17 protein-coding genes are annotated in these 19,905 nt (G+C 61.3%); 4 read left to right on the top strand and 13 right to left on the bottom strand.

Annotated features, from left to right (window positions below):
* Positions 1-15: 15 nt before the first annotated feature.
* Genes AB6N07_RS16040 through AB6N07_RS16025 form a run of 4 tightly spaced genes read right to left on the bottom strand, consistent with a single transcriptional unit; the run spans position 16 to position 4,432 of the window.
* Positions 16-1,728: an ABC transporter ATP-binding protein gene (locus AB6N07_RS16040; protein WP_370674081.1), complete on the bottom strand. Its 1,713-nt coding sequence runs from the start codon at positions 1,726-1,728 to the stop codon at positions 16-18.
* Positions 1,725-2,561, bottom strand: coding sequence for an ABC transporter permease (locus tag AB6N07_RS16035; protein WP_370674080.1), 837 nt, complete (start codon positions 2,559-2,561; stop codon positions 1,725-1,727). Before AB6N07_RS16035 ends, AB6N07_RS16040 begins: the two co-directional genes overlap by 4 nt.
* Positions 2,558-3,496 carry an ABC transporter permease gene (locus AB6N07_RS16030; protein ID WP_370674079.1) on the bottom strand — a complete coding sequence of 313 codons (939 nt, stop codon included), beginning with the start codon at positions 3,494-3,496 and terminating at the stop codon, positions 2,558-2,560. Before AB6N07_RS16030 ends, AB6N07_RS16035 begins: the two co-directional genes overlap by 4 nt.
* A 45-nt stretch (positions 3,497-3,541) precedes the next feature.
* Positions 3,542-4,432 carry a proline iminopeptidase-family hydrolase gene (locus AB6N07_RS16025; RefSeq protein WP_370674078.1) on the bottom strand — a complete coding sequence of 297 codons (891 nt, stop codon included), beginning with the start codon at positions 4,430-4,432 and terminating at the stop codon, positions 3,542-3,544.
* Positions 4,433-4,587: 155 nt separating this feature from the next.
* Between AB6N07_RS16025 and AB6N07_RS16020 the strand changes: the two genes are divergently transcribed.
* From AB6N07_RS16020 to AB6N07_RS16010, 3 genes are all read left to right on the top strand, one after another.
* The gene (locus AB6N07_RS16020; protein WP_370674077.1) at positions 4,588-5,370 is read left to right on the top strand and encodes an autoinducer binding domain-containing protein; all 783 of its coding nucleotides are present in this window, start codon (positions 4,588-4,590) and stop codon (positions 5,368-5,370) included.
* A 66-nt stretch (positions 5,371-5,436) separates the two neighbouring features.
* Positions 5,437-6,336, top strand: coding sequence for a proline iminopeptidase-family hydrolase (locus tag AB6N07_RS16015; protein ID WP_370674076.1), 900 nt, complete (start codon positions 5,437-5,439; stop codon positions 6,334-6,336).
* Between the two features lie 28 nt (positions 6,337-6,364).
* Positions 6,365-7,057 carry a cysteine hydrolase family protein gene (locus AB6N07_RS16010; protein ID WP_370674075.1) on the top strand — a complete coding sequence of 231 codons (693 nt, stop codon included), beginning with the start codon at positions 6,365-6,367 and terminating at the stop codon, positions 7,055-7,057.
* A 22-nt stretch (positions 7,058-7,079) separates the two neighbouring features.
* Here AB6N07_RS16010 and ugpC read toward each other — a convergent pair whose 3' ends face one another.
* The 4 genes from ugpC to ugpB all read right to left on the bottom strand — a co-directional run bounded on the left by ugpC (position 7,080) and on the right by ugpB (position 11,313).
* Complete coding sequence (gene ugpC / locus AB6N07_RS16005) at positions 7,080-8,132, bottom strand: sn-glycerol-3-phosphate ABC transporter ATP-binding protein UgpC (RefSeq protein ID WP_370674074.1); 1,053 nt, start codon at positions 8,130-8,132, stop codon at positions 7,080-7,082.
* 2 nt (positions 8,133-8,134) lie between these two features.
* Entirely contained in the window at positions 8,135-8,983 is an 849-nt protein-coding gene (gene ugpE / locus AB6N07_RS16000) for a sn-glycerol-3-phosphate ABC transporter permease UgpE (RefSeq protein ID WP_370674073.1), read from the bottom strand.
* Between the two features lie 10 nt (positions 8,984-8,993).
* Positions 8,994-9,878 (bottom strand): sn-glycerol-3-phosphate ABC transporter permease UgpA, encoded by an 885-nt coding sequence (ugpA, locus tag AB6N07_RS15995; RefSeq protein ID WP_370674072.1) that lies wholly within the window; start codon positions 9,876-9,878, stop codon positions 8,994-8,996.
* A gap of 115 nt (positions 9,879-9,993) precedes the next feature.
* Entirely contained in the window at positions 9,994-11,313 is a 1,320-nt protein-coding gene (gene ugpB, locus AB6N07_RS15990; protein ID WP_370674071.1) for a sn-glycerol-3-phosphate ABC transporter substrate-binding protein UgpB, read from the bottom strand.
* Positions 11,314-12,024: 711 nt separating this feature from the next.
* Here ugpB and AB6N07_RS15985 point away from each other — a divergent pair.
* The gene (locus AB6N07_RS15985) at positions 12,025-14,058 is read left to right on the top strand and encodes a methyl-accepting chemotaxis protein (protein ID WP_370674070.1); all 2,034 of its coding nucleotides are present in this window, start codon (positions 12,025-12,027) and stop codon (positions 14,056-14,058) included.
* 55 nt (positions 14,059-14,113) lie between these two features.
* Here AB6N07_RS15985 and AB6N07_RS15980 read toward each other — a convergent pair whose 3' ends face one another.
* From AB6N07_RS15980 to AB6N07_RS15960, 5 genes are read right to left on the bottom strand one after another with little or no spacing between them, the layout of a single operon-like run.
* Positions 14,114-15,226 carry an ABC transporter permease gene (locus tag AB6N07_RS15980; RefSeq protein WP_370674069.1) on the bottom strand — a complete coding sequence of 371 codons (1,113 nt, stop codon included), beginning with the start codon at positions 15,224-15,226 and terminating at the stop codon, positions 14,114-14,116.
* Between the two features lies 1 nt (position 15,227).
* On the bottom strand, positions 15,228-16,358 hold the full coding sequence (locus tag AB6N07_RS15975) for an ABC transporter permease (protein ID WP_370674068.1): 1,131 nt from the start codon (positions 16,356-16,358) through the stop codon (positions 15,228-15,230).
* Positions 16,355-18,100, bottom strand: coding sequence for an ATP-binding cassette domain-containing protein (locus AB6N07_RS15970; protein ID WP_370674067.1), 1,746 nt, complete (start codon positions 18,098-18,100; stop codon positions 16,355-16,357). The genes AB6N07_RS15975 and AB6N07_RS15970 overlap by 4 nt, the downstream gene beginning before the upstream one ends.
* Positions 18,097-19,110: a secretion protein HlyD gene (hlyD, locus tag AB6N07_RS15965; RefSeq protein ID WP_370674066.1), complete on the bottom strand. Its 1,014-nt coding sequence runs from the start codon at positions 19,108-19,110 to the stop codon at positions 18,097-18,099. Before hlyD ends, AB6N07_RS15970 begins: the two co-directional genes overlap by 4 nt.
* Complete coding sequence (locus AB6N07_RS15960; protein ID WP_370674065.1) at positions 19,107-19,811, bottom strand: CerR family C-terminal domain-containing protein; 705 nt, start codon at positions 19,809-19,811, stop codon at positions 19,107-19,109. The genes hlyD and AB6N07_RS15960 overlap by 4 nt, the downstream gene beginning before the upstream one ends.
* Positions 19,812-19,905 lie beyond the last annotated feature (94 nt).

Genomic DNA, 19,905 nt, shown 5'->3' with positions numbered 1-19,905 from the left:
CGAGTCCCCTTCTGGTTATGATATTTCGCCCGTGACGAGCCCGGACGTTTCTTCGGTCAAAGCGTCTCCGCCTCGTGGAGACACAAGCGGTTTGTCAGGATCGATGTCCGGAATGGCGTCGATCAGCGCCTGCGTGTAGGCCTCGCGTGGGGCGCTGAACACCTCTTCCGTCGGCCCCTCCTCGACGATCTGGCCGTGGTACATCACCACCACCCGTTCGCAGAGGTTGCGGACGATCGCGAGATCGTGGGCGATGAACAGCAGCGTCAGATTGAGGCGCTGCTTGAGGTCGCGGAAAAGGTCGACGATCTGCGCCTGGATGGTGACGTCGAGCGCGGCGACGCATTCATCGGCGACGATCAGCTTCGGATTGACCGCCAGCGCGCGAGCGATGCCGGCGCGTTGGCATTGGCCGCCGCTCATGGTCAGCGGCTTGCGGCTAGCGAACTCGCGTTCGAGGCCGACGAGGTCGAGGAGTTCGCCGATCCGCTCGGCAATCCGCTCTCTCGGTACGCTCTCCTGCACGGCAAGGACCTCGGCAAGCATGGCGCCGACGGTCAGGCGAGGGTTGAGCGCGTTATAGGGATCCTGAAACACCATGGCCGTCTCGCGGCGGAGTTTCCTGAGCGCCTTCGCCCGTTCGGTGACAATGTCGGCGCCGTCGAAGGACACATGTCCCTCGGAGATCGGCGTCAAGCCGAGCAGCGCCCGAGCCAGCGTCGACTTTCCCGAACCGCTCTCGCCGACAATACCCACCGTCTCGCCGGGCATGACCTGCAGGCTGACGCCTTTCACCGCCGCCAACTCGCGTGGCCCGCCGGAAAACAGGCCACGGCCGGTGATAGGGAAGCGGACATGAAGATCATCGATCTCGATGAGTGGCCGCGTCTTCGCGGCGAAGGGTTCGTGGGCGATGACGGCTAGCGCCTGCCGTTCCGGCATCGACGGATGCGAAGCGATGAGGTTCTGCGTGTAGGGATGCTTTGGGCGCCCAAGGACGTCGCGCTTGTCCCCGATCTCCAGCAGCAGTCCTTGCCTGAGCACGGCAATGCGGTCGCAGGTTTGGGCTACGATGCCGAGATCATGGGTGATCAGGATGACCGACAGACCACGACTCTCCCGGAGGTCCATCAGTAGCTTCAGAATCTGCGCTTGGATGGTGACATCAAGCGCGGTCGTCGGCTCGTCAGCGATCAGGATGCGCGGGTCGCAGGAAAGCGCCACACCGATCATTGCCCGCTGTCGCATGCCACCGGAGAACTCGTGCGGATAGCCGTTGTACTGCCGCGCAGGATCGGGGAAACCCACTTGCGCCAGGATTTCCAGCGCCGCCGCCCTCGCCTGCTTGCCGTCGACACCGCGATGGACTCTGATGCCCTCGGCGATCTGATCCCCGATGTGCATCAACGGGTCGAGGTGGCTGGTCGGATTTTGGAAGATCATGCCGATATCGCGGCCACGCACCGCGCGGATGTCGGCGTCCGGCGCCTTGGTCAGATCGCGACCGTCCAGCATCACCGAACCCGAGGTGATGGCAAGTTTGGGCGACGGCATCAGCCGCACCAGCGAACGGCAGGTGAGGCTCTTGCCCGAACCGCTTTCGCCGACCAGGCCGAGGATCTCGCCCTTGCCAAGATCGAAGGACAGGTTGTCGATCAGTGTGCGAGGTCCGTCTTCGCCAGCAAAGACGACGCTGAGATCGCGTACCGAGAGCAGCGCCTCGCTCATTCGCGCACCCCCAGGAGATCGCCAAGGCCGTCGCCGGTCAGCGAGAAGCCGAAGGCCAACGTGACGATGGAAAGGCCGGGAAACAACGTGATCCACCAGGCAGTGGTAATGAAGCTCTGCCCCTCCGCCACCATCACCCCCCACTCGGCAAGGGGGGGCTGCACGCCGAGGCCGAGATAGCTGATAGCGGCGCCGGAAAGTAGCACCAGCACGCAGTCCGACATGGAGAACACGACCGAGCCGGCGATAGCGTTGGGCAAAAGGTGACGGAACATGATGCGGGGACCGGAGAAGCCCAGGCTGAGCGCCGCCGTCGCATAGTCTACCGTCTTCAGCACCAACATCTGCGCCCGGATCAAGCGCGCATAGGACACCCAGCCGACCAGCGCCATGGCGATGTAGAAGCTCTGAAGCCCTGGCCCGAGAATGGCGATGATCGACAGCATCAACACGAGAAAGGGAAAGGCCAGGATAATGTCGATGATCCGCATGAAGACGGTGTCGACCTTGCCGCCGAGATAACCGGCGAGCGTGCCAACCGTCGTGCCGATCAGGAACGGAAACACCACGCCGATCACCGCGATCTGCAAGTCGATGCGGGTGCCCCAGATGACGCGCGAGAAGATGTCACGGCCGAAGTTGTCAGTGCCGAAGGGATATGCCCAGGACGGTGGCCGCAGGCGCAGATCGCCGTTCTGAAAGATTGGATCGTAAGGCGCGATAACCGGCGCCAACAGTGCGACGAGGAGAAATGCAGCGAGCAGGATCAGCCCGGCCAGCAGCGTCGGCCGCCGCCGGACCGCCTTCCAGGCCGGAGCGAGCGCGACGGTCATTGTTTCACCCTCGGATCGATGGCGACGGTGACGATGTCGGCGAGGAAATTCACCAGCACGGTCGCACAGGCGAACACCATGGCCACGCCTTGCACCACCATGTAATCGCGCGAAAAAATGGCGCGGACCAGCAATTGGCCCATGCCCGGCAGCGCGAACACGCTTTCGACGACGACGGTACCGCCGATCAGCCAGCCGATGTTGACGGCAAGCAGATTCACCGTCGGCACCAGCGAGTTTGGCATGACGTGCCGCCAGAAAACGATGCTTTCCGGCATGCCGCGCGCCCGCGCCGCCGTGGCGAGATCACCTTTCAGTTCGGCAATCATTGCCGTCCGAAGCGAGCGGATCAGTACGGTCGACAGCGACAGGGCGATGGTCAGCGACGGCAGGACCAGGTGATAGAGCTTGTCGGCAAGGGTTTCGCCGTAGCCGGAAACAGGGAACACATCGAGCCGCACCGAGAAGAAGATGATCAGCATCAGCGCCAACCAGAAGGGTGGGAAGCCGATGCCGAAGGTTGAGACGAAGCGCACGGCATGGTCGGCCGGTCCGCCGTTGGAACGGGCGGCCAGTGAGGCGAGCGGTACGGCGATGACAAGCGACAGCAGCACCGCCGAGAGCACCAGCGCCAGCGTCGGTTCGATGCGGGTGGTGATCAGCCTCAGCACATCGATCTTGTAGAGGATCGACTTGCCCATCTCCCCATGGGCGAGGTTCTGAAGAAAGTAGAAGTATTGCAACCAGATCGGCTGATCGAGGCCATATTGGGCGCGGATGGCCGCGATGGCCGCCGGCGTCGACTTGGTGCCGAGCAGCACGCGTGCCGGATCGCCGGGAATCAGGCGGACCAGAACGAAGGTGATCAAGCTGATGCCAAACAGCACCGGCAGAAACTGCAGGGGGCGATGGAGAACGAACTTATACCGGTGCATCGCGGCGTCCGGATGTGGCAGGCAATGACATGGGTGGGGCGATCGTCATCGTTGGCTATGTTTCCCGAGGAAGGCTAGGAGTGCTGGGTAGTAATCACCAGGGTTCTCATAGAACGGCATGTGGCTCGCGTTGGCGAACACCCGGAGTTCGGCATTCGGCAAATTGAGCTTCATGCGCAGCGCGCAGGCCGGCGTCAACTCGTCATGCTCGCCGCAGGTGATGAGCGTCGGCACGGTGATCTTGTGAAGGTCGGGGACGCGGTTCCAGTCCTTGAGATTGCCGATGTAGAGGAACTCGTTCGGCCCTTGCATGGTGCTGTAAGGCCCCATGTTCCAATCAGACAGCGATCGGTTGACCGGCGCCGGCCATTCCTTCAAGCGACAGACGTGACGATAGTTGAGCAGGGTGATCGCCGCCAGATATTCGGGATGGTCGATGGTGCCGGCCGCCTCGTGCGCCTGCATCATAGCCACCGTCTCCGAACCTAGCGCAGCGCGCAGGCGCTCGAGCTCGGTGATGAGATGCGGCATGTCGGCGACTGTATCCTCGAGGATCAGCGTCTTGAGCGCCTCCGGATAGGTCAGCGCATAGTCGATGGCGAGCCAACCACCCCAGGAGTGGCCGAGGAAATGCACCTTGCCGAGGCCGAGCGCCCGGCGAACCTTTTCGGTCTCCTCGACATAGCGGCCAATCGTCCAGAGCGCGGGATCGTCAGGCCGGTCGGATGCGCCAGTGCCAAGCTGGTCGAAGGCGATGACGCGGTAGCCTTGATCGATCAGACAGGAGTGGGCCTCGCGAAGATAATCGCACGGGAGGCCGGGACCGCCGTTGGCCAGAAAGACCACTTCGTCGCCCGTGCCGAACTCATAGGCGATGACATCATAGCCCTCGACCTTCACGACATGCCTGGCATCCGGGGCGATTTCCCGCCACATGGCGATCTCCAGTCCGATTCAAAGCCCACGAATTGAGCGTGATCAATTTTTGGATGAATTGCTGCTCAACACCAGCTATTAGAAGTGATAGGGTTCGTGGGTTAGAGGAGCATAAGCCACCATACGCGGGGCTTTCCACTCCGGAGTAGCTATAGATGCCCGTCGACATCGCCGCCATCAAAGAGCGGCTCGCCACCGAGACCAACCTGGAGGGGTGCATCGACCAGGCCTTCGACATGATGAAGGGCTTCGGCTTCGACGCACTCATCTACGACTACACGCCGGTGCCCTACGACGTCGACGGCAGCATGAATATTCCGTCGGTCCTCAAGCTCAGGAACGTGCCGGAAGACATGCACGAATACTGGTGCGGTCGCGGGTACTTCCGTTTCGATCCGGTGCAGCAACTCGCTCTCCGGACGTCGACGCCTTTTTTCTGGAACTATGACCGCGACGCCAACACGGCGATCCGCAAGTATCTGTGTGACGACAGCCGCCCGGTCGAGAGCTATCTGCGCGACCGTGGCCTGACCTCCGGTGTTACCGTGCCCGTACATCTGCCGCGTGGCGACTATGCAACGGTGACCGGCGTAAGTTTCGGCGCGGGAACCGATTTCCAGCGCACCGCCGAAGGCGCCCTGGCCGACTTCGGGCTGCTCGCCCATCTCTTTCATGAAACGGCCTATTCGGCTTTTGATGCTCCTGCTCGTATTGGCGCCATGCCGCGTCTCACCGACCGAGAGCGCGAATGTCTGCGCCACTCCGCCGAGGGCCTGTCGGCCAAGGAGATCTCGCGCATCATCGACCGCTCGGTGCCGACGGTGGTGATGCATCTCAACTCAGCGATCCGCAAACTCGGCGCCCGCAACCGCACCCAGGCCGTGGTGCGTGCCATCCACTACCGGCTGCTCGACGAACGCCACACCTATAACTTCTGATAGCTGCTGCTCAGCTTTTCGCCGCGCTATGTTTTTGCCCAACGCAGATGCAGCGGAGGGTAAGCGGTGGTTGACGTCGTGGAAGGATTTGCGCCGTTTGGTGCCTATGAAACGTGGTATCGCGTCAGCGGCTCGCTGTCATCGTCCCGGTTGCCATTGATCGTCGCCCACGGCGGTCCAGGTTGCACGCACGATTATGTCGACAGTTTCAAGCGCATCGCCGACCTCGATGGACGCGCCGTCATCCACTACGACCAGCTCGGCTCCGGCAACTCGACGCACCTGCCCGACAAGGGCAAGGACTTCTGGACGATCGAGCTGTTCCTTGACCAGCTCGACGCCCTGCTTTCCCACCTCGGGATCGCCGACCGCTACGCCTATCTCGGCCAGTCCTGGGGCGGCATGCTTGGTGCCGAACACGCCGTGCGTCGACCTGAGGGCCTCAAGGCACTCATCATCGCCAACTCGCCGGCCAACATGCATACCTGGGTGAGCGAAGCCAATCGTTTGCGTGAGGAGTTGCCGCCGGAGGTGCAGGCGACGCTGCTGGAACATGAAGCGGCCGGCACCATTTCCCATCCCGATTACGTCGCTGCGTCGCGGGTCTTCTACAATCGCCACGTCTGCCGCCTAGATCCCTGGCCGAAGGAGGTAAGCCGCACCTTTGAGCTGATGGACCTCGACAATACCGTCTACATCAACATGAACGGCCCCACCGAATTCCACGTCATCGGCACCATGAAGGATTGGACGATCGAGGATCGCCTGCCACTGATCGACGTGCCGTCACTGCTGATCTCCGGTAAATATGACGAGGCGACGCCCGAAGTGGTTCGCCCCTATGTCGAGAAGGTGCCCGGCATTCGCTGGGTGCTGTTCGAACATTCGAGCCACATGCCGCATGTCGAGGAAGAGGCGAAATGCCTTGCCACCGTCTCGGACTTCCTGAAGTCTGTCGAGGGATAGAAGGCAACGCAAAAGGCAAGGACCGACCATGACCTGGAAAACCGCCCGCCGCTCTTTCTATTACGATGGCGCTCCCGAGCCGGAAGATCCTGTGCTCCTCCCCCGCAAGGTGGCACTGCTCGTCATCGACGTGCAGAACGTCTATCTCGAACGCCCGGATCCCACTGGACTCAACGGCGGCGACCTCGAACGCTATCACGCCTGGACGCCGTTCCACGAGCGCATGCACGGAACGGTGATTCCGTCGATCCAGAAGCTGCTTGCAGCCTTTCGCGGTCGTGAGCTCGATGTACTCTACGCCCGCATCGCCGCGCTACGACACGACGGGCGTGACCGTTCGCTCAGCCAGAAGAAACCGGGCTGGAATAACCTTTTGCTGCCGAAGGACGAAGCGCCGTCGCAGATCGTTCAGGCCATCGCACCTAAGGGCGACGAAATCGTCGTCACCAAGACCACCGACAGCGCGCTTACAGGTACCAATCTTCGTCTGGTGCTGACCAATCTCGGCGTCACCCATGTGGTCTGCTGCGGCATCTTCACCGACCAGTGCGTCGCCTCGACGGTACGCAGTCTCGCCGACGAGAGCTTCGATGTCATCGTCGCCGAGGATGCTTGCGCCGCCGGCACCATGGACCTGCACGACCGCGAGCTCGAGATCATGAACATGATCTACTGCTCGGTGATGAGCACCGACGATGTGATCGGCTACCTGCCGGCCTGAGCACGACACATCCGGCCTGCCCTTACCGGGCCATCCGTCGGCCGCTGCCGTTTTCGAAGAAGTGCAGACGGTCGGCGGCAACCATCACTCTGATATCGTCGGCCAGCGGCAAATCCGGCGACAGCGCCATGGTCAGATGTCGCCCTTCGACCGAGCCATGCACCAGCCTTTGGGCACCGAGTTCCTCGATATACCGGATGGCGAAGGGCATGCCAGCTCCGGATGCGGCCGGTTGGATGTCCTCGGCGCGAAGCCCGACAGTCAGCTTGCCATCGGCAATTCCGGCAATCCCACTCGCCATGACCTGTCCACCAATCGCCACGGAGCCGTTCGCCATCTCGGCGTCGGCGAGATTCATAGCCGGCGAACCGATGAAGCTCGCCACGAAGGTCGAGGCCGGGTTGTGATAGACATCGAGCGGCTGGCCGACCTGCTCGATACGCCCGCCATTCAGCACAACAATGCGGTCGGCCAATGTCATCGCCTCAAGCTGATCGTGCGTCACATAGACCGACGTGACGCCGAGCCGTCGCTGCAGTTGCCTGATTTCGCCGCGCATGGAAACACGCAGCTTGGCGTCGAGGTTGCTGAGCGGCTCGTCGAACAGGAAGGCATCGGGCTTGCGAACGATGGCACGCCCCATGGCAACACGCTGTCGCTGGCCACCGGAAAGCTGCTTTGGCTTGCGGTCGAGGAAGGGCTCGATCTCCAGCATGCGCGCGGCCTCGGCGACACGAGCGTCGATGTCGGCCTTGGGCACACCACGATTGCGAAGGCCGTAGGCAAGATTGTCGTAGACGCTCATGTGCGGATAAAGAGCGTAATTCTGGAACACCATGGCAATGTTGCGAGCGGCCGGGTCGACTTCGTTCACCACTCGGCTGCCGATGGCGATGTTTCCTGAACTGATGCTCTCAAGGCCGGCGATCATTCTCAGCAGCGTCGATTTGCCACAACCTGACGGACCAACGAGCACGATGAACTCGCCGTCGGCGATCGAAAGACTGACATCGGAAACGGCCCGGACACCGCCAGAGTAGACTTTGCTCACAGCGGTGATTTCAATGGCGGACATGCTCACTTCTCCGTTTCGATGAGGCCTTTGACGAACAGCCGTTGCATGCCGACCACCACGATCACCGGTGGCAGCATGGCCAGCACGACCGTCGTCATCACCACGTTCCACTGCGGTAGCGCGTCGGCGACATCCGACATGCGCTTGATGCCCATGACGATGGTGTAATGGCTGGACGTGGTGGTGATCATCATTGGCCAGAGATACTGGTTCCAGCCGTAGATGAAGAGAATGACGAACAGCGCGGCGATGTTGGTGCGGCTAAGCGGCAGCAACACATCTCGGAAGAACTTGAGCGGCCCGGCACCATCGATGCGCGCCGCCTCCATCAGTTCTTCCGGCACCGTCAGGAAGAATTGGCGGAACAGGAAAGTGGCCGTCGCCGAAGCGATCAGCGGCACCGTGAGACCGGCATAGCTGTCGAGCAGACCGAGATCGGCCACCACCTTGAACGTCGGCACGATGCGCACCTCGACGGGCAGCATCAGCGTGATGAAAATCATCCAGAAGGCGACCGCCCGGAACGGGAAGCGGAAGTAGACGATGGCGTAGGCCGACAGGATGGAGATGATAATCTTGCCGAAGGCGATGGAAAGCGCCATCACCAGCGAATTCCACAGCATGCCTAGGAGCGGCGGAGCGCCTGAGCTGGAGAGGCCGTCGGTCAACATCGAGCGATAGTTGGCAAACATCTCGCGGCCGGGCAGCAGCGGGATCAAGCCCGACATGAAGTCGTTGGGGCCGTGCGTCGAAGCGATCACGGCAACGTAGACCGGGAAGGCGACGACCAGCACGCCGACGATCAGTACGACATGGGCAAGCGCGTCGAGCCAGGGATGGCGATCGATCATGGTCGGTTCCTCAATACGTTACCTTGCGCTCGACCCATTTGAACTGGATCACTGTCAGCGCCACGACGATGATCATCAACACCACCGATTGAGCGGCGGACGAGCCGAGGTTCAGCCCAATGAACCCGTCGACGAACACCTTGTAGACCAGGATGTTGGTCGACTGGGCCGGGTTGCCGCCGGTGGTGGCGTGGATCACCGGGAAGGTGTCGAACATCGCGTAGACGAGATTGATGACCGCCAGAAAGAAGGTGGTGGGCGACAGAAGCGGCAAGGAGATGGTGAAGAAGCGCTTCACCGGTCCGGCGCCATCGATGGCCGCCGCCTCGATCATCGATTTTGGGATCGCTTGCAGGCCGGCCATGAAGAACAGGAAATTGTAGGACACCTGCTTCCAGCTCGCAGCGATCACCACCAGGATCATGGCGTCCGTCGGCTGCAGGGCGTGATCCCAGTGGTAGCCGACCATGGCGAGGAGATAAGGCAGCAGACCGATGGTGGGGTTGAACAGGAACCACCACATGATGCCGCCGACGGCGGGGGCTACCGCATAAGGCCAGACCAGCAACGTTGCGTAGACGCGGCTGCCCCGCACAAGTCGATCGAGACTGGCGGCGAATACGAGGCCAAGACCGACCGACAGCAGCGTCACCGCCGGCGCGAAAATTGCCGTCACCTTCAGGGCGTTGAGATAGCTCGGATCCTGGAGAAGGTCAGTGTAGTTGGTGAGGCCAACCCATGCGGTGGAAAGGCCGAAGGCGTCCTCGCGTTGGAACGACTGGAGAATCGCCTGGGCCGCCGGCCACAGGAAAAATACGACGGTCACGGCGAGCTGCGGCAGGAGGAGCGCGTAGGGCAGCAGGCGGTTGCCAAAGACGGTGCGCTTGGTCTGCATGAAATGAACCGGATCGAGGAACGCGGCAGAGCCTGGTTATCGGCAGCCGCCCGGATGAATACCGGCGCCGCACGGGAGAGCCCGTCGGCGCCGGTGTTCGACAAAGATGACCGGCTTAACCGTTCGACGCCCGGAAGTCGGCGATCAGCTTGTTGCCGCGCGTCACGACCGAGTCGAGGGCGTCCTTCGGGGTCTTCTTGCCAGCGAGGAGATTTTGGAACTCCTCGTCGATGACGTCGCGGATCTGAACGTAGTTGCCGAAGCGCAGACCCTTGGAATTCTCAGTCGGCGGGTTCAGCGTGATCTGCTTGATGCCGACGTCAGAGCCCGGATTCTTGGCATAGAAGCCCTGATCCTGGCCGAGCTTGTAGGCAGCCTCGGTGATCGGCAGATAGCCCGAATACTGGTGCCAGTCGGCCTGCACTTCCGGCGACGACAGGAAGGTGAAGAAGTTGGCGACGCCCTTGTATTCGGCCTCGCCATGGCCCTTCAGCACCCACAGCGTGGCACCACCGATGATCGAATTCTGCGGTGCACCCTGGACGTCCGAATAATAAGGCAGCATGCCGAAGCCGACCTTGAAGTCCTTCGAATTGGCGATCACGCCAGCGCGCGAGGCCGACGAATTCATATAGATGGCGCATTCCTGGCTGTAGAACTTTGGCGGGGCGTCATTGCCGCCGGCCGGACCGCCGTATTCGAACAGCCCCTCATCCTGCCACTTCTTGAGATTGGTCCAGTGACGGACCTGCAGGTCGCCGTTGACGGTCAGCTCGGCGTTGATGCCGCCGATACCATTCTGAAGGGTGCCGATCGGCTTGTTATGCCAGGCCGAGAAATTCTCGAGCTGCACCCAGGAGATCCATCCGGTGGTGAAGCCACACTTGGCGGCGCCCGACGACATGATCTTCTTGGAATAGGTCTCGACATCTTCCCAGGTCTTGGGCGGCTGCTCGGGGTCGAGGCCGGCCTTCTGGAAGACATCCTTGTTATAATAAAGGATCGGCGTCGAGGAGTTGAATGGCATCGACAGCATGTTGCCGTCAGCGTCGGTGTAGTAGCCGACCACTGCCGACAGGAAAGCCTTTTGGTCGAATGCGGTGCCGGTGTCCTTCATCAGCTGGTAGACCGGATAAACGGCGCCTTTGGCAGCCATCATCGTGCCGGTGCCGACCTCGAACACCTGCACGATGTCGGGCTGCTGCTTGGCACGGAAGGCGGCGATGGCGGCGGTCATGGTCTCAGGGTAGGAGCCCTTGTAGACGGCGGTCACCTTATAATCGCTTTGCGAGGCGTTGTACTTGGCGACGATTTCGTCGAGCTTCTTACCCAGTTCGCCGCCCATGGCATGCCACCAGGTGATTTCGGTGGCAGCGAAGGACGACCCGGACAGAAAGGTCAGGGCAAGGCCGGCGATGAGGGAACGCTTCAGCATGGCGTCTTCCTACTTTGGAGGTTTTCGGTGACGGCAAGCAGTAGGAGCCGCATATGACAGGGGGATTGCTTCCCCATGACGGTTCCAAGACACCCCGAAGGGCTCCTCGCGAATGCCTTGCAACAACCCCTCGGCAATGGAGGCGACTCGAAAGCCCGGGGGTAGCCGGAGGTTTGGCGACATTCTCATGCGCCTGCGAACCGTCTCCTCGGCCCGCCAAAAACGCCTAGTCCTTTCGTTTATACGCGTAACAACCTAGCGACTTGGTACACCCCTACCCGCGCTAGGGCCCGCCCAAGAAAACCAGGCTTTACCGTCCCTCCTAAAACCACGCGTCCAATATCCATGCCTCAGGCATCGGACAACATTAGGTTGCCGTTGAGCGAGATAACAGCCCTCTTGCCGAGGACGCTTGTTTTTACATCTGTTTTATAACGCGCCCTGACCCAAAATCACGATCTGCTTGGTGGCAACTTAGATATACGTCATGGACGAACAGATATAGCTGCAGATTGTATCGTTTCACTCTGGGTAATAATAAAGCACAACGGAAAGTATCTGCACATTTGATCAAACTCAATGGCTTCTAATTCAGAGCAACGTTTTGAATAAACGTCAGCTTAACCCAGCCAGATATGAAATGGGCCCTACACATGCTGAGGGCGTGGTTCAGGCATTGAGTTGGCTGAACGGATTGTTTGGGAGAGAGAGATGCGCTGGACTGTTGGCAGATTGGGGTTGAAAGCTTGGCGGCTGGGCATATCCGGCAAGATCGTTTTCGGGTTCCTGGTAGCGCTAGCGTTAATGGCTGTCGTCGCTGGCGTGGCGCTGAGGACCTTCTCTCAATCCAACAGCGTAGTGAGCGCCCTCGCCGTCCGAAATCTCGAAGTCGGCATAGCCAATGACATCCAGGCGAAATTCCTGGAGTACCGCCGCCTCAGCCGAGAACTCATCTACACCTCGCTTCCCGGCACGGCCGAGGCAACCGAAAAGCAGGCAGAGCTGTTACGTACGGCGATTGCCAACGACATCGACAAGATTTCGGATTTAGGTCAGCGCGACACACTGAAGGAATTGAGCCTCGAGTTCGACTCCTACGCGACCGAGCTCACGCGCATCGGCGTTGAAAAAGCCAAGCTGGCGACCATGCGCACGCAGTCAATGGAGCCCGCCGTTGCTGCCGTGCAGAAGGGACTCGAAGACCTCGCAGCCATCGCGCTGGCTACCAGCGATGCCGCGACGCGCGACACCGTCAACGAGATCCTGCGGCTGGTCTTGCAGATGCAAAACCAAGTGAACGTCGCCCTCACAAATCTGGACGACGACTCTGCGCAGGCGGCACTCGACACGCTGACCACGGCCGATAGCTGGATTGATTCCTCGGCGAAGAGCGGCCCCAAGGAACTGCGTTCGACGTTCGCCGAACTGCGCGACAAAGCCAGTCAGTATGAATCCGATTTTACGGTCATCCAGGCGTCGAGCCTTCAGAATATCAAGGATGTCGCAGCGCTTAACGACAAGGTCGCTGCCATCACCGACACGCTCAATGCCTTCATGAGCGTCGCCAATAAGAGCCAAGCCGCCTTGCAGGCAAAATCCGAAGAGATGCTGGCCTCGTCGGAAACCATGCTGTGGGGCATCTCGGCCGGCGGTCTTGTTCTCGGCCTCGTACTCGCTTTGCTGCTGGGGCGCGGCATATCCCGTCCCATCGTGTCGATCACCGGTGCCATGCAGCGCCTTTCTGTCGGCGAGCTGGCCGTGGCCATCCCCGGTCTCGGTCGAACCGATGAGGTCGGAACGATGGCGGCGACGCTCAATGTTTTCAAGGAGGGGCTGCAGGAGAACGAGCGGCTGCGCGTTGAACAAGACCACGCCAAGGGGATGACCGAGGAGCGTCGCCGCGGTGAACTGAACCAACTGGCCGATGCGTTCGAAATGGCCGTCGGCGGCGTCGTTCAGTCGGTGGTTAGCGCCTCCTCGCAATTGCAGCTTGCCGCAAGATCGATGACCTCGGCCACCGAGGAGGTCTCGGGCCAGTCGATTACCGTTGCGAGCGCTGCCGAAGAGGCGTCCACCAACGTTGAGACCGTCGCGGCCTCGGCTGAGGAGCTCGCCTCCTCCATCGGCGAAATCAAACGCCAGGCCGATGAAAGCACCCGCGTTGCCTCCCGCGCCGCCAGCGACGCACAGGCTACGGCCAATCGCGTCCGCGAACTGGCCGAAAGCGCCAACCGCATCGGCGAGGTGGTCAATCTCATCGACAACATCGCCAGCCAGACAAACCTTCTGGCGTTGAACGCCACCATTGAGGCCGCCCGCGCGGGCGAGGCCGGCAAGGGGTTCGCGGTCGTTGCCGCCGAGGTGAAGCAGCTCGCGGACCAGACATCGAAGGCCACTTCGCAAATCTCCCGACAGATCGGCGAAATCCAATCGTCGACACAGTCGTCGGCCGAAGCGATCGTCGGCATCACCTCGATTATCGAGCAGCTCAACGCCATCGCATCGTCGATTGCCGCTGCCGTCGATCAGCAAGGCGCGGCGACCAACGAAATCGCCCGCAACGTCGCCCAGGCATCGTCGGGGACCCATCAGGTGTCGCAGAACATCGTTGGCATCACGCAAGCAGCAACCGAGTCTTCTAGCGCCGCGACCCAGGTACTGGCCTCGGCCGACGATCTCGCCCGACAGTCGGATACGTTGCGCGGCGAGGTGAGCCGCTTCCTGTCATCGGTACGCAGCACCTGACAGAGTGAATATGACAGCACCTTGCGGCGGCCTCACCGGCTGCCGCTTTTTTGCATCACTCGAGCCGACTACGAAACAACCAGCCGGCGGCCGGCAGTGTCACACCGGCAATCACTGCCATCGGCACCGTCTCGGCGACGATTTCGGCAAGCGGAATTTCCTTCAGGAATACGCCGCGCACGATCACCAGGAAATAGCGGAGCGGATTGACGTAGGTGAGCACCTGCAACCACTCGGGCATGTTGGCAATCGGCGTGGCAAAACCGGAGAGCAGCATTGCCGGGACGAGGAACAAGAAGGCCCCGAGGATTGCCTGCTGTTGCGTGGCCGCCAGTGCCGAGATGAACAGACCAAAACCGACAAGCGAGACCAGATAGAAAAAGGCGGCACCGTAAAGGGCAAGCAATGAGCCGCGCAGTGGAATGCCGAAAATCCAGACGGCCGCGAGGATGAACAGGGTGATATGCACAAAGCCGATCAGGATCGGCGGCACCACCTTGCCGATGAGGATTTCATGGGTCCGGAGCGGTGACACCATCAGCTGATCGAAGGTTCCCAGTTCGCGTTCGCGGGCGATGGAAAGCGAGGTCACCAGCAAGCCGACCAGCATGGCGATCGAGGCAACGAGGCCCGGCACCATGAACCACCTGAATTCAAGGTTGGGGTTGAACCAATTGCGCGCCACCGTGCCGACCCGGACAGAGGCGAGCCGCTGGCCGGCCGGGGTTTCGGCGGCAAGGCCGGTCGCGATGGACGAAATATAGCCGGCGACGATCTGTGAGGCGTTGGAGCGCCGACCATCGAGGATGACCGCGAGATCGGCGGTCGATCCGGCTTCGATATCGCGCGAAAAATCCGGGCCGATCTCGACGGCGGCGATCACCCATTCACGGTCGATTGCTTGGTGGAGTTCGGCCTGGTTGTCCGTGCGTTGGACAAGATGAAACTGCGGCGAGGCCTCAATGCGGCTGATGAATTCAGCTCCCCAATGCCCGGAGTCGCGATTGAGCGCCATCACATCGACGTTCCGCACCTCAAGTGTGGCCGCGTAGGAAAAGACCAGCAATTGCAGAACCGGCGGGGCGATCAGGATCATCCGGCTCTTGGGGTCTCGGAAAAGAGCCAGGAATTCCTTGCGGACAAGGGCGAGGAGGCGCGTCGGTCCCATGTCAGGCGATCCTTTTCGCGGTCTTGCGGATGGCTATGGCAAAAAGAACGACCCCGAAGCCGATCAGGATCAGGATGGCGCGAAGGAACATTGGCCAGATGTCGCCAGCCAGGAATACCGATTGCAGACTGGGGATCAGGTAGCGGGCCGGCACGGCCAGCGAAATATACTGGATCACCGTCGGCATCGAGTTGATCTCGAAAATGAATCCGGACAGCAGGAAGCTCGGCAGGAAGCCAGACAACAGCGCCAACTGGGAGGCGAGAAACTGGTTCTTGGTGACCGCCGAGATCAGAAATCCCTGCCCGAGCGCCGGCATCAGGAAAGCCGCCGATAGGGCGTAAAGCGCCAGGATAGATCCTCGAAACGGTACATCGAACAGGAACACGGCAAGGACGACACACAGACTCATAGAGCCGAGGCCGAGCAGGAAATAAGGAACGATCTTGCCGGCAAGCAGCTCCCAGGCGGTGACCGGTGTCGCCATCATTGCTTCCATGGTACCGCGTTCCCATTCGCGAGCGATCACCATGGAGGTGAGCAGCGTACCGACCAGCGTCATGACGATACTGATCGAACCAGGCACGAGAAAATTGCGGCTCTTGAGTTCGGGATTGAACCAGAAGCGCTGCTGAACAAGGAGCGGCGTTGCAGTCAGTGCCCGCTCGGCCGCCCGCTGTGTCTCCCAAGTGGAAACCGTACCGGCCGCATAGTTTTGCACGAAGTTGGCCGTGTTGGGATCGGCGCCGTCGACAATCACCTGCACCGCCGGATGGCGAGCCGCCGTGAGATCCGCGGTGAAGCCGTCGGGTATGACGAGGAAGCCGCCGATCCTGCTTTCGACGAGATCCTCGGTGAACTCTCGCCGATCGTGGCCGATCGTCACGTCGAAGTAGCGAGAATTCTGAAAGCTCGCTGCTAGATCGAGCGTGGTGGGTGTCGTTTCCTCGAGCACAAGCCCAACCCGCGTGTGCGTGGTGTCAAGTGACACGCCATAACCGAACAGAAACAGCAGGATCAGCGGCAGCACCAGCGCGATCAGGATGCTGGAGGGGTCGCGAACGATCTGGAAGCTTTCCTTGCGAATGAGCGCCATGAGGCGGCGCGTTCGTCCACGGCGGTGAGCGTTCATGCAGCGGCCTCCCGTTCACTCGCTTCAATCAGCGTGACGAAGGCATCCTCCATGGTGGGATCAGGGCGATCGGCTGTCGCCACCTTGGCCTTCAATTCGTCGGGCGAGCCGAGGGCAATCGACTTGCCGCGATAGATCAGCGAAATGCGATCGCAGTATTCAGCCTCGTCCATGAAATGGGTGGTGACCAGTACCGTCACCCCCTTCTCGACGAGACCATTGATATGTGTCCAGAATTCGCGGCGGGTGATTGGATCGACGCCCGACGTGGGCTCGTCGAGGAACAGCGCTTCCGGCTCGTGCATGACGGCGGCGGCCAGTGCGAGGCGCTGCTTGAGGCCGAGCGGCAGGTCCTTGGCCGACATGGTCGCGTGTCTTTTGAGATCGAAGATATCGAGCATCAAAGCGATGCGCTCTCGGCGTCCCGCACCGGACAGACCATAGACGCCGGCAAAGAAATCGAGATTCTGGCCGACGGAAAGATCCCCATAGAGCGAAAACTTCTGGGCCATGTAGCCGAGGCGATTGCGCGCCTCGGCGGCGTCGCGACGAAGATCGAATCCGGCCACCCTGCCCTCGCCCTCGGTGGGCTTCAAGAGGCCGCACAGCATCTTGAACGTGGTGGACTTGCCGGCGCCGTTGGGGCCGAGCAAGCCGAAGATCTGGCCGCGCGGAATGTCGAAGGTGATGCGGTCGGCGGCGGTGAAATCGCCGAACCGCTTGGTAAGGCCGCGTGCCTCGATGACCGGCCGGCCATCTCCGGTGGCGAGGGGCGACTGTGACTCGGCGAGTGCAGAGCGACCGCTTGGTCCACCACCCAGCATGTCAACGAAGGCGTCCTCAAAGCGGGGCGTGGCGGGAACGAGGCGGTCAGGATCGATGCCGGCGATCTTGGCGACGCTTTCAGCATCGCCCTGTTCCGCCAGAACCAGCCGGATCGCCTCGCCCTGAATGACACCATCGACGACTTTGTCCTCATCGAGAAGGCGAGCGAGAAGCCGGCGACGGCTGTCCTTGATGCCGGTGAGGCGCCAAACCCTTCCGACAACACGATCTGTGAGGCCGGAGGGCGTACCGGCATAGAGCATCTTGCCGGAATTCATCAGCAGCACGTTATCGCAGGCCTCCGCCTCATCAAGGTAGGCGGTCGACCAGACGACGCCGATGCCCTCGGCCGTGAGGTTCTCGACCATCTTCCACAGTTCGCGCCGCGAGATCGGGTCGACGCCGACGCCCGGCTCGTCAAGCAGCAATAGGCGCGGCTTGCGGATCAGCGCACAGGCGACGCCCAGCTTTTGCTTCATGCCGCCAGACAGTTTGCCGGCAAGCCGGCCGGTAAAGCGCTTGAGATCTGTGAAGGTCAGCAGTTCGTCAAAAACGGAGGGTCGGTCACGACGCGGCAAGCCGCGCATGTCGGCATAAAGATCGAGGTTCTCCTGGACAGAAAGATCCTCATAGAGACCGAAGCGCTGCGGCATGTAACCGATCGACGCCTGAATGGCCGGCGCCTCGGTTCGTGCATCATGGCCCAGCACTGTGATGCGGCCGACTTCAGGTTGCATCAGCCCGGTCAACAGTCGGATCAGCGTGGTCTTGCCAGCACCATCGGGGCCAACCAGGCCGGTAATCTCGCCTCCTCGAATTTCGCCCGAAACATCGTCAAGCGCGGGGGCTCCATCACCGAAGCGCTTTACGACGCCCTCGAGACGGACAAGGACCGGTTTGCCATCGTCGGCGTTCACTTGGCCTCGCCCGCCATAGGCGGCAGATGAACGGTGACCGGCATGCCTTGTCTCAGATCCTTGCCCGGATGGTCGACGATGATGCGAAGGCGATAGACGAGATCGGTGCGCAGATCCGGCGTCTCGACCGACTTCGGCGTAAACTCGGCCACAGGCGAGATGAAACCCACCTGCCCTTCATAGCCAGCGCCTGTCGTTCCATCGGAGGTAACCTTGACCTTAAGCCCGGGATGAACACGGCCAAGGTCGGCCTCGGACACATAAGCGCGCACCCACACAGGCTCGTTTAGAGCTAGCACCAGCACGTTAGTCGACGAGGCGACGATAACGCCCGGCTCGCTGATGCGCGACAGGATCACCCCGTCGGCTGGTGCCTTCAGCTCAGTGTCGGCCAGCGAGGTGCGGGCAGCGTCGAGTTGAGCCTCAGCAGCGCGTAGCTGGGCTTCAGCCGCGGCTATGTCTTCGGTACGGCTTCCCTCCTCGATAAGGTCAAGCGCCGCTTTGGCGCTGGCAACGCGCGCGCTTGTCATATCCTTGGTGGCGGTCGCCGTATCGAGGCTCGATTGGGCAACCGTGCCCTGGCTACGCAGTTGGTCGGCGCGAGTCAGCGCCTGCTCGGCGTTGGCAAGGCTGGCCACCTGTTCCTCATAGGCCGCGCGCGCCTTGGCGATCTCCGATGGGCGAGCGCCCGCTTTGAGTTTGTCGAGCGTCGCTCGGAGTGCCACCACATTCTCTTCAGCGGCGCGGACGGCGATCTCGTAGGGACCGGCGTCAAGGCGAGCCAGTACATCGTTGGCCTTCACCGCATCGCCCTCTTCCGCGACCATGGCGGCGAGCCGGCCACTCACACGGAAGCCGAGCGAAACCTGGCGGATATCGACGTTGCCGTAGATCTTCTCAGTTGCCGGAGCCGGCAGGAAATAGCCGTAGCGTTGCGGCACGCCCATGTACCAGGCAATACCGGCGCCAGCCGCGGCAAGGAGAACGATGGCGGGGACAATCTTGTTCATGTGGCGCTTTCCCCGATCGGACAGATACCGGCGACAAGGTCGGCGGCGATGCCGCGGATCGCAATGATCTGTTCGGGGCCGACGGCCGACCAGCCCATCTCGCGCAAGATGGTGGCCCGGCCGACACGATAGATGATCAGCGAACCGACCAGCGACAGCGTTCGGAGCCGCGTACGTTCGGACGATGGATCGGCCTCGATGAGAATGCCGACCAGATGGCGAACGGCAGTTAGCATCGGCTGCATGAAGCCTGTGTAGATGCGGTCGAAGGCCTCAGTCGGCTCAGCCTGCTCACGCACCATGTAGCGCACCCAGATAGCCGACTCGTCGTCGGCGAACAGGGTGAGCAGGGATTCGCCCACTGCAATGAGGATGTCGCGCGCCTCGGTCGCATCGATCGGCCGATCGCCGGATTGCGCTTCAGCGAACCGCTCGAGCACTATCTTTCGCCGGTCGCCAACGCGGATCTGCAACCGTTCGATGAGATAGTCCGCGACCGCGTTATAGAGGCCGCGCTTGTTGTCGAAATAGTAGTTGATCGCCTGAAGATTGACCCCTGCCCGCTCGGCGAGCTTGCGGGTCGACACACCTTCGAAGCCATACTGACCGAAGAGTTCAAGCGCGGCGAGGAGGAGCTTCTCGCGCGTATGATCGTTTCGGGTCGTGTCGGTTGCGGAACGGAGAGATGGCGCTTTTGTCATGCCCGCCATTCTATACCGATCGCCATTTCAGTCAATCGACTGATTTATGTCGGGCTAAGAAAAAGCCAAACGGTCTCATTCCGCGAAGCCGGTT

This window comes from Pleomorphomonas sp. PLEO (assembly GCF_041320595.1).
Taxonomy (GTDB): Bacteria; Pseudomonadota; Alphaproteobacteria; order Rhizobiales; family Pleomorphomonadaceae; genus Pleomorphomonas.
The sequence above is the reverse complement of the archived record's forward strand: the minus strand, read 5'-3'. Positions and strand labels throughout refer to the sequence as shown.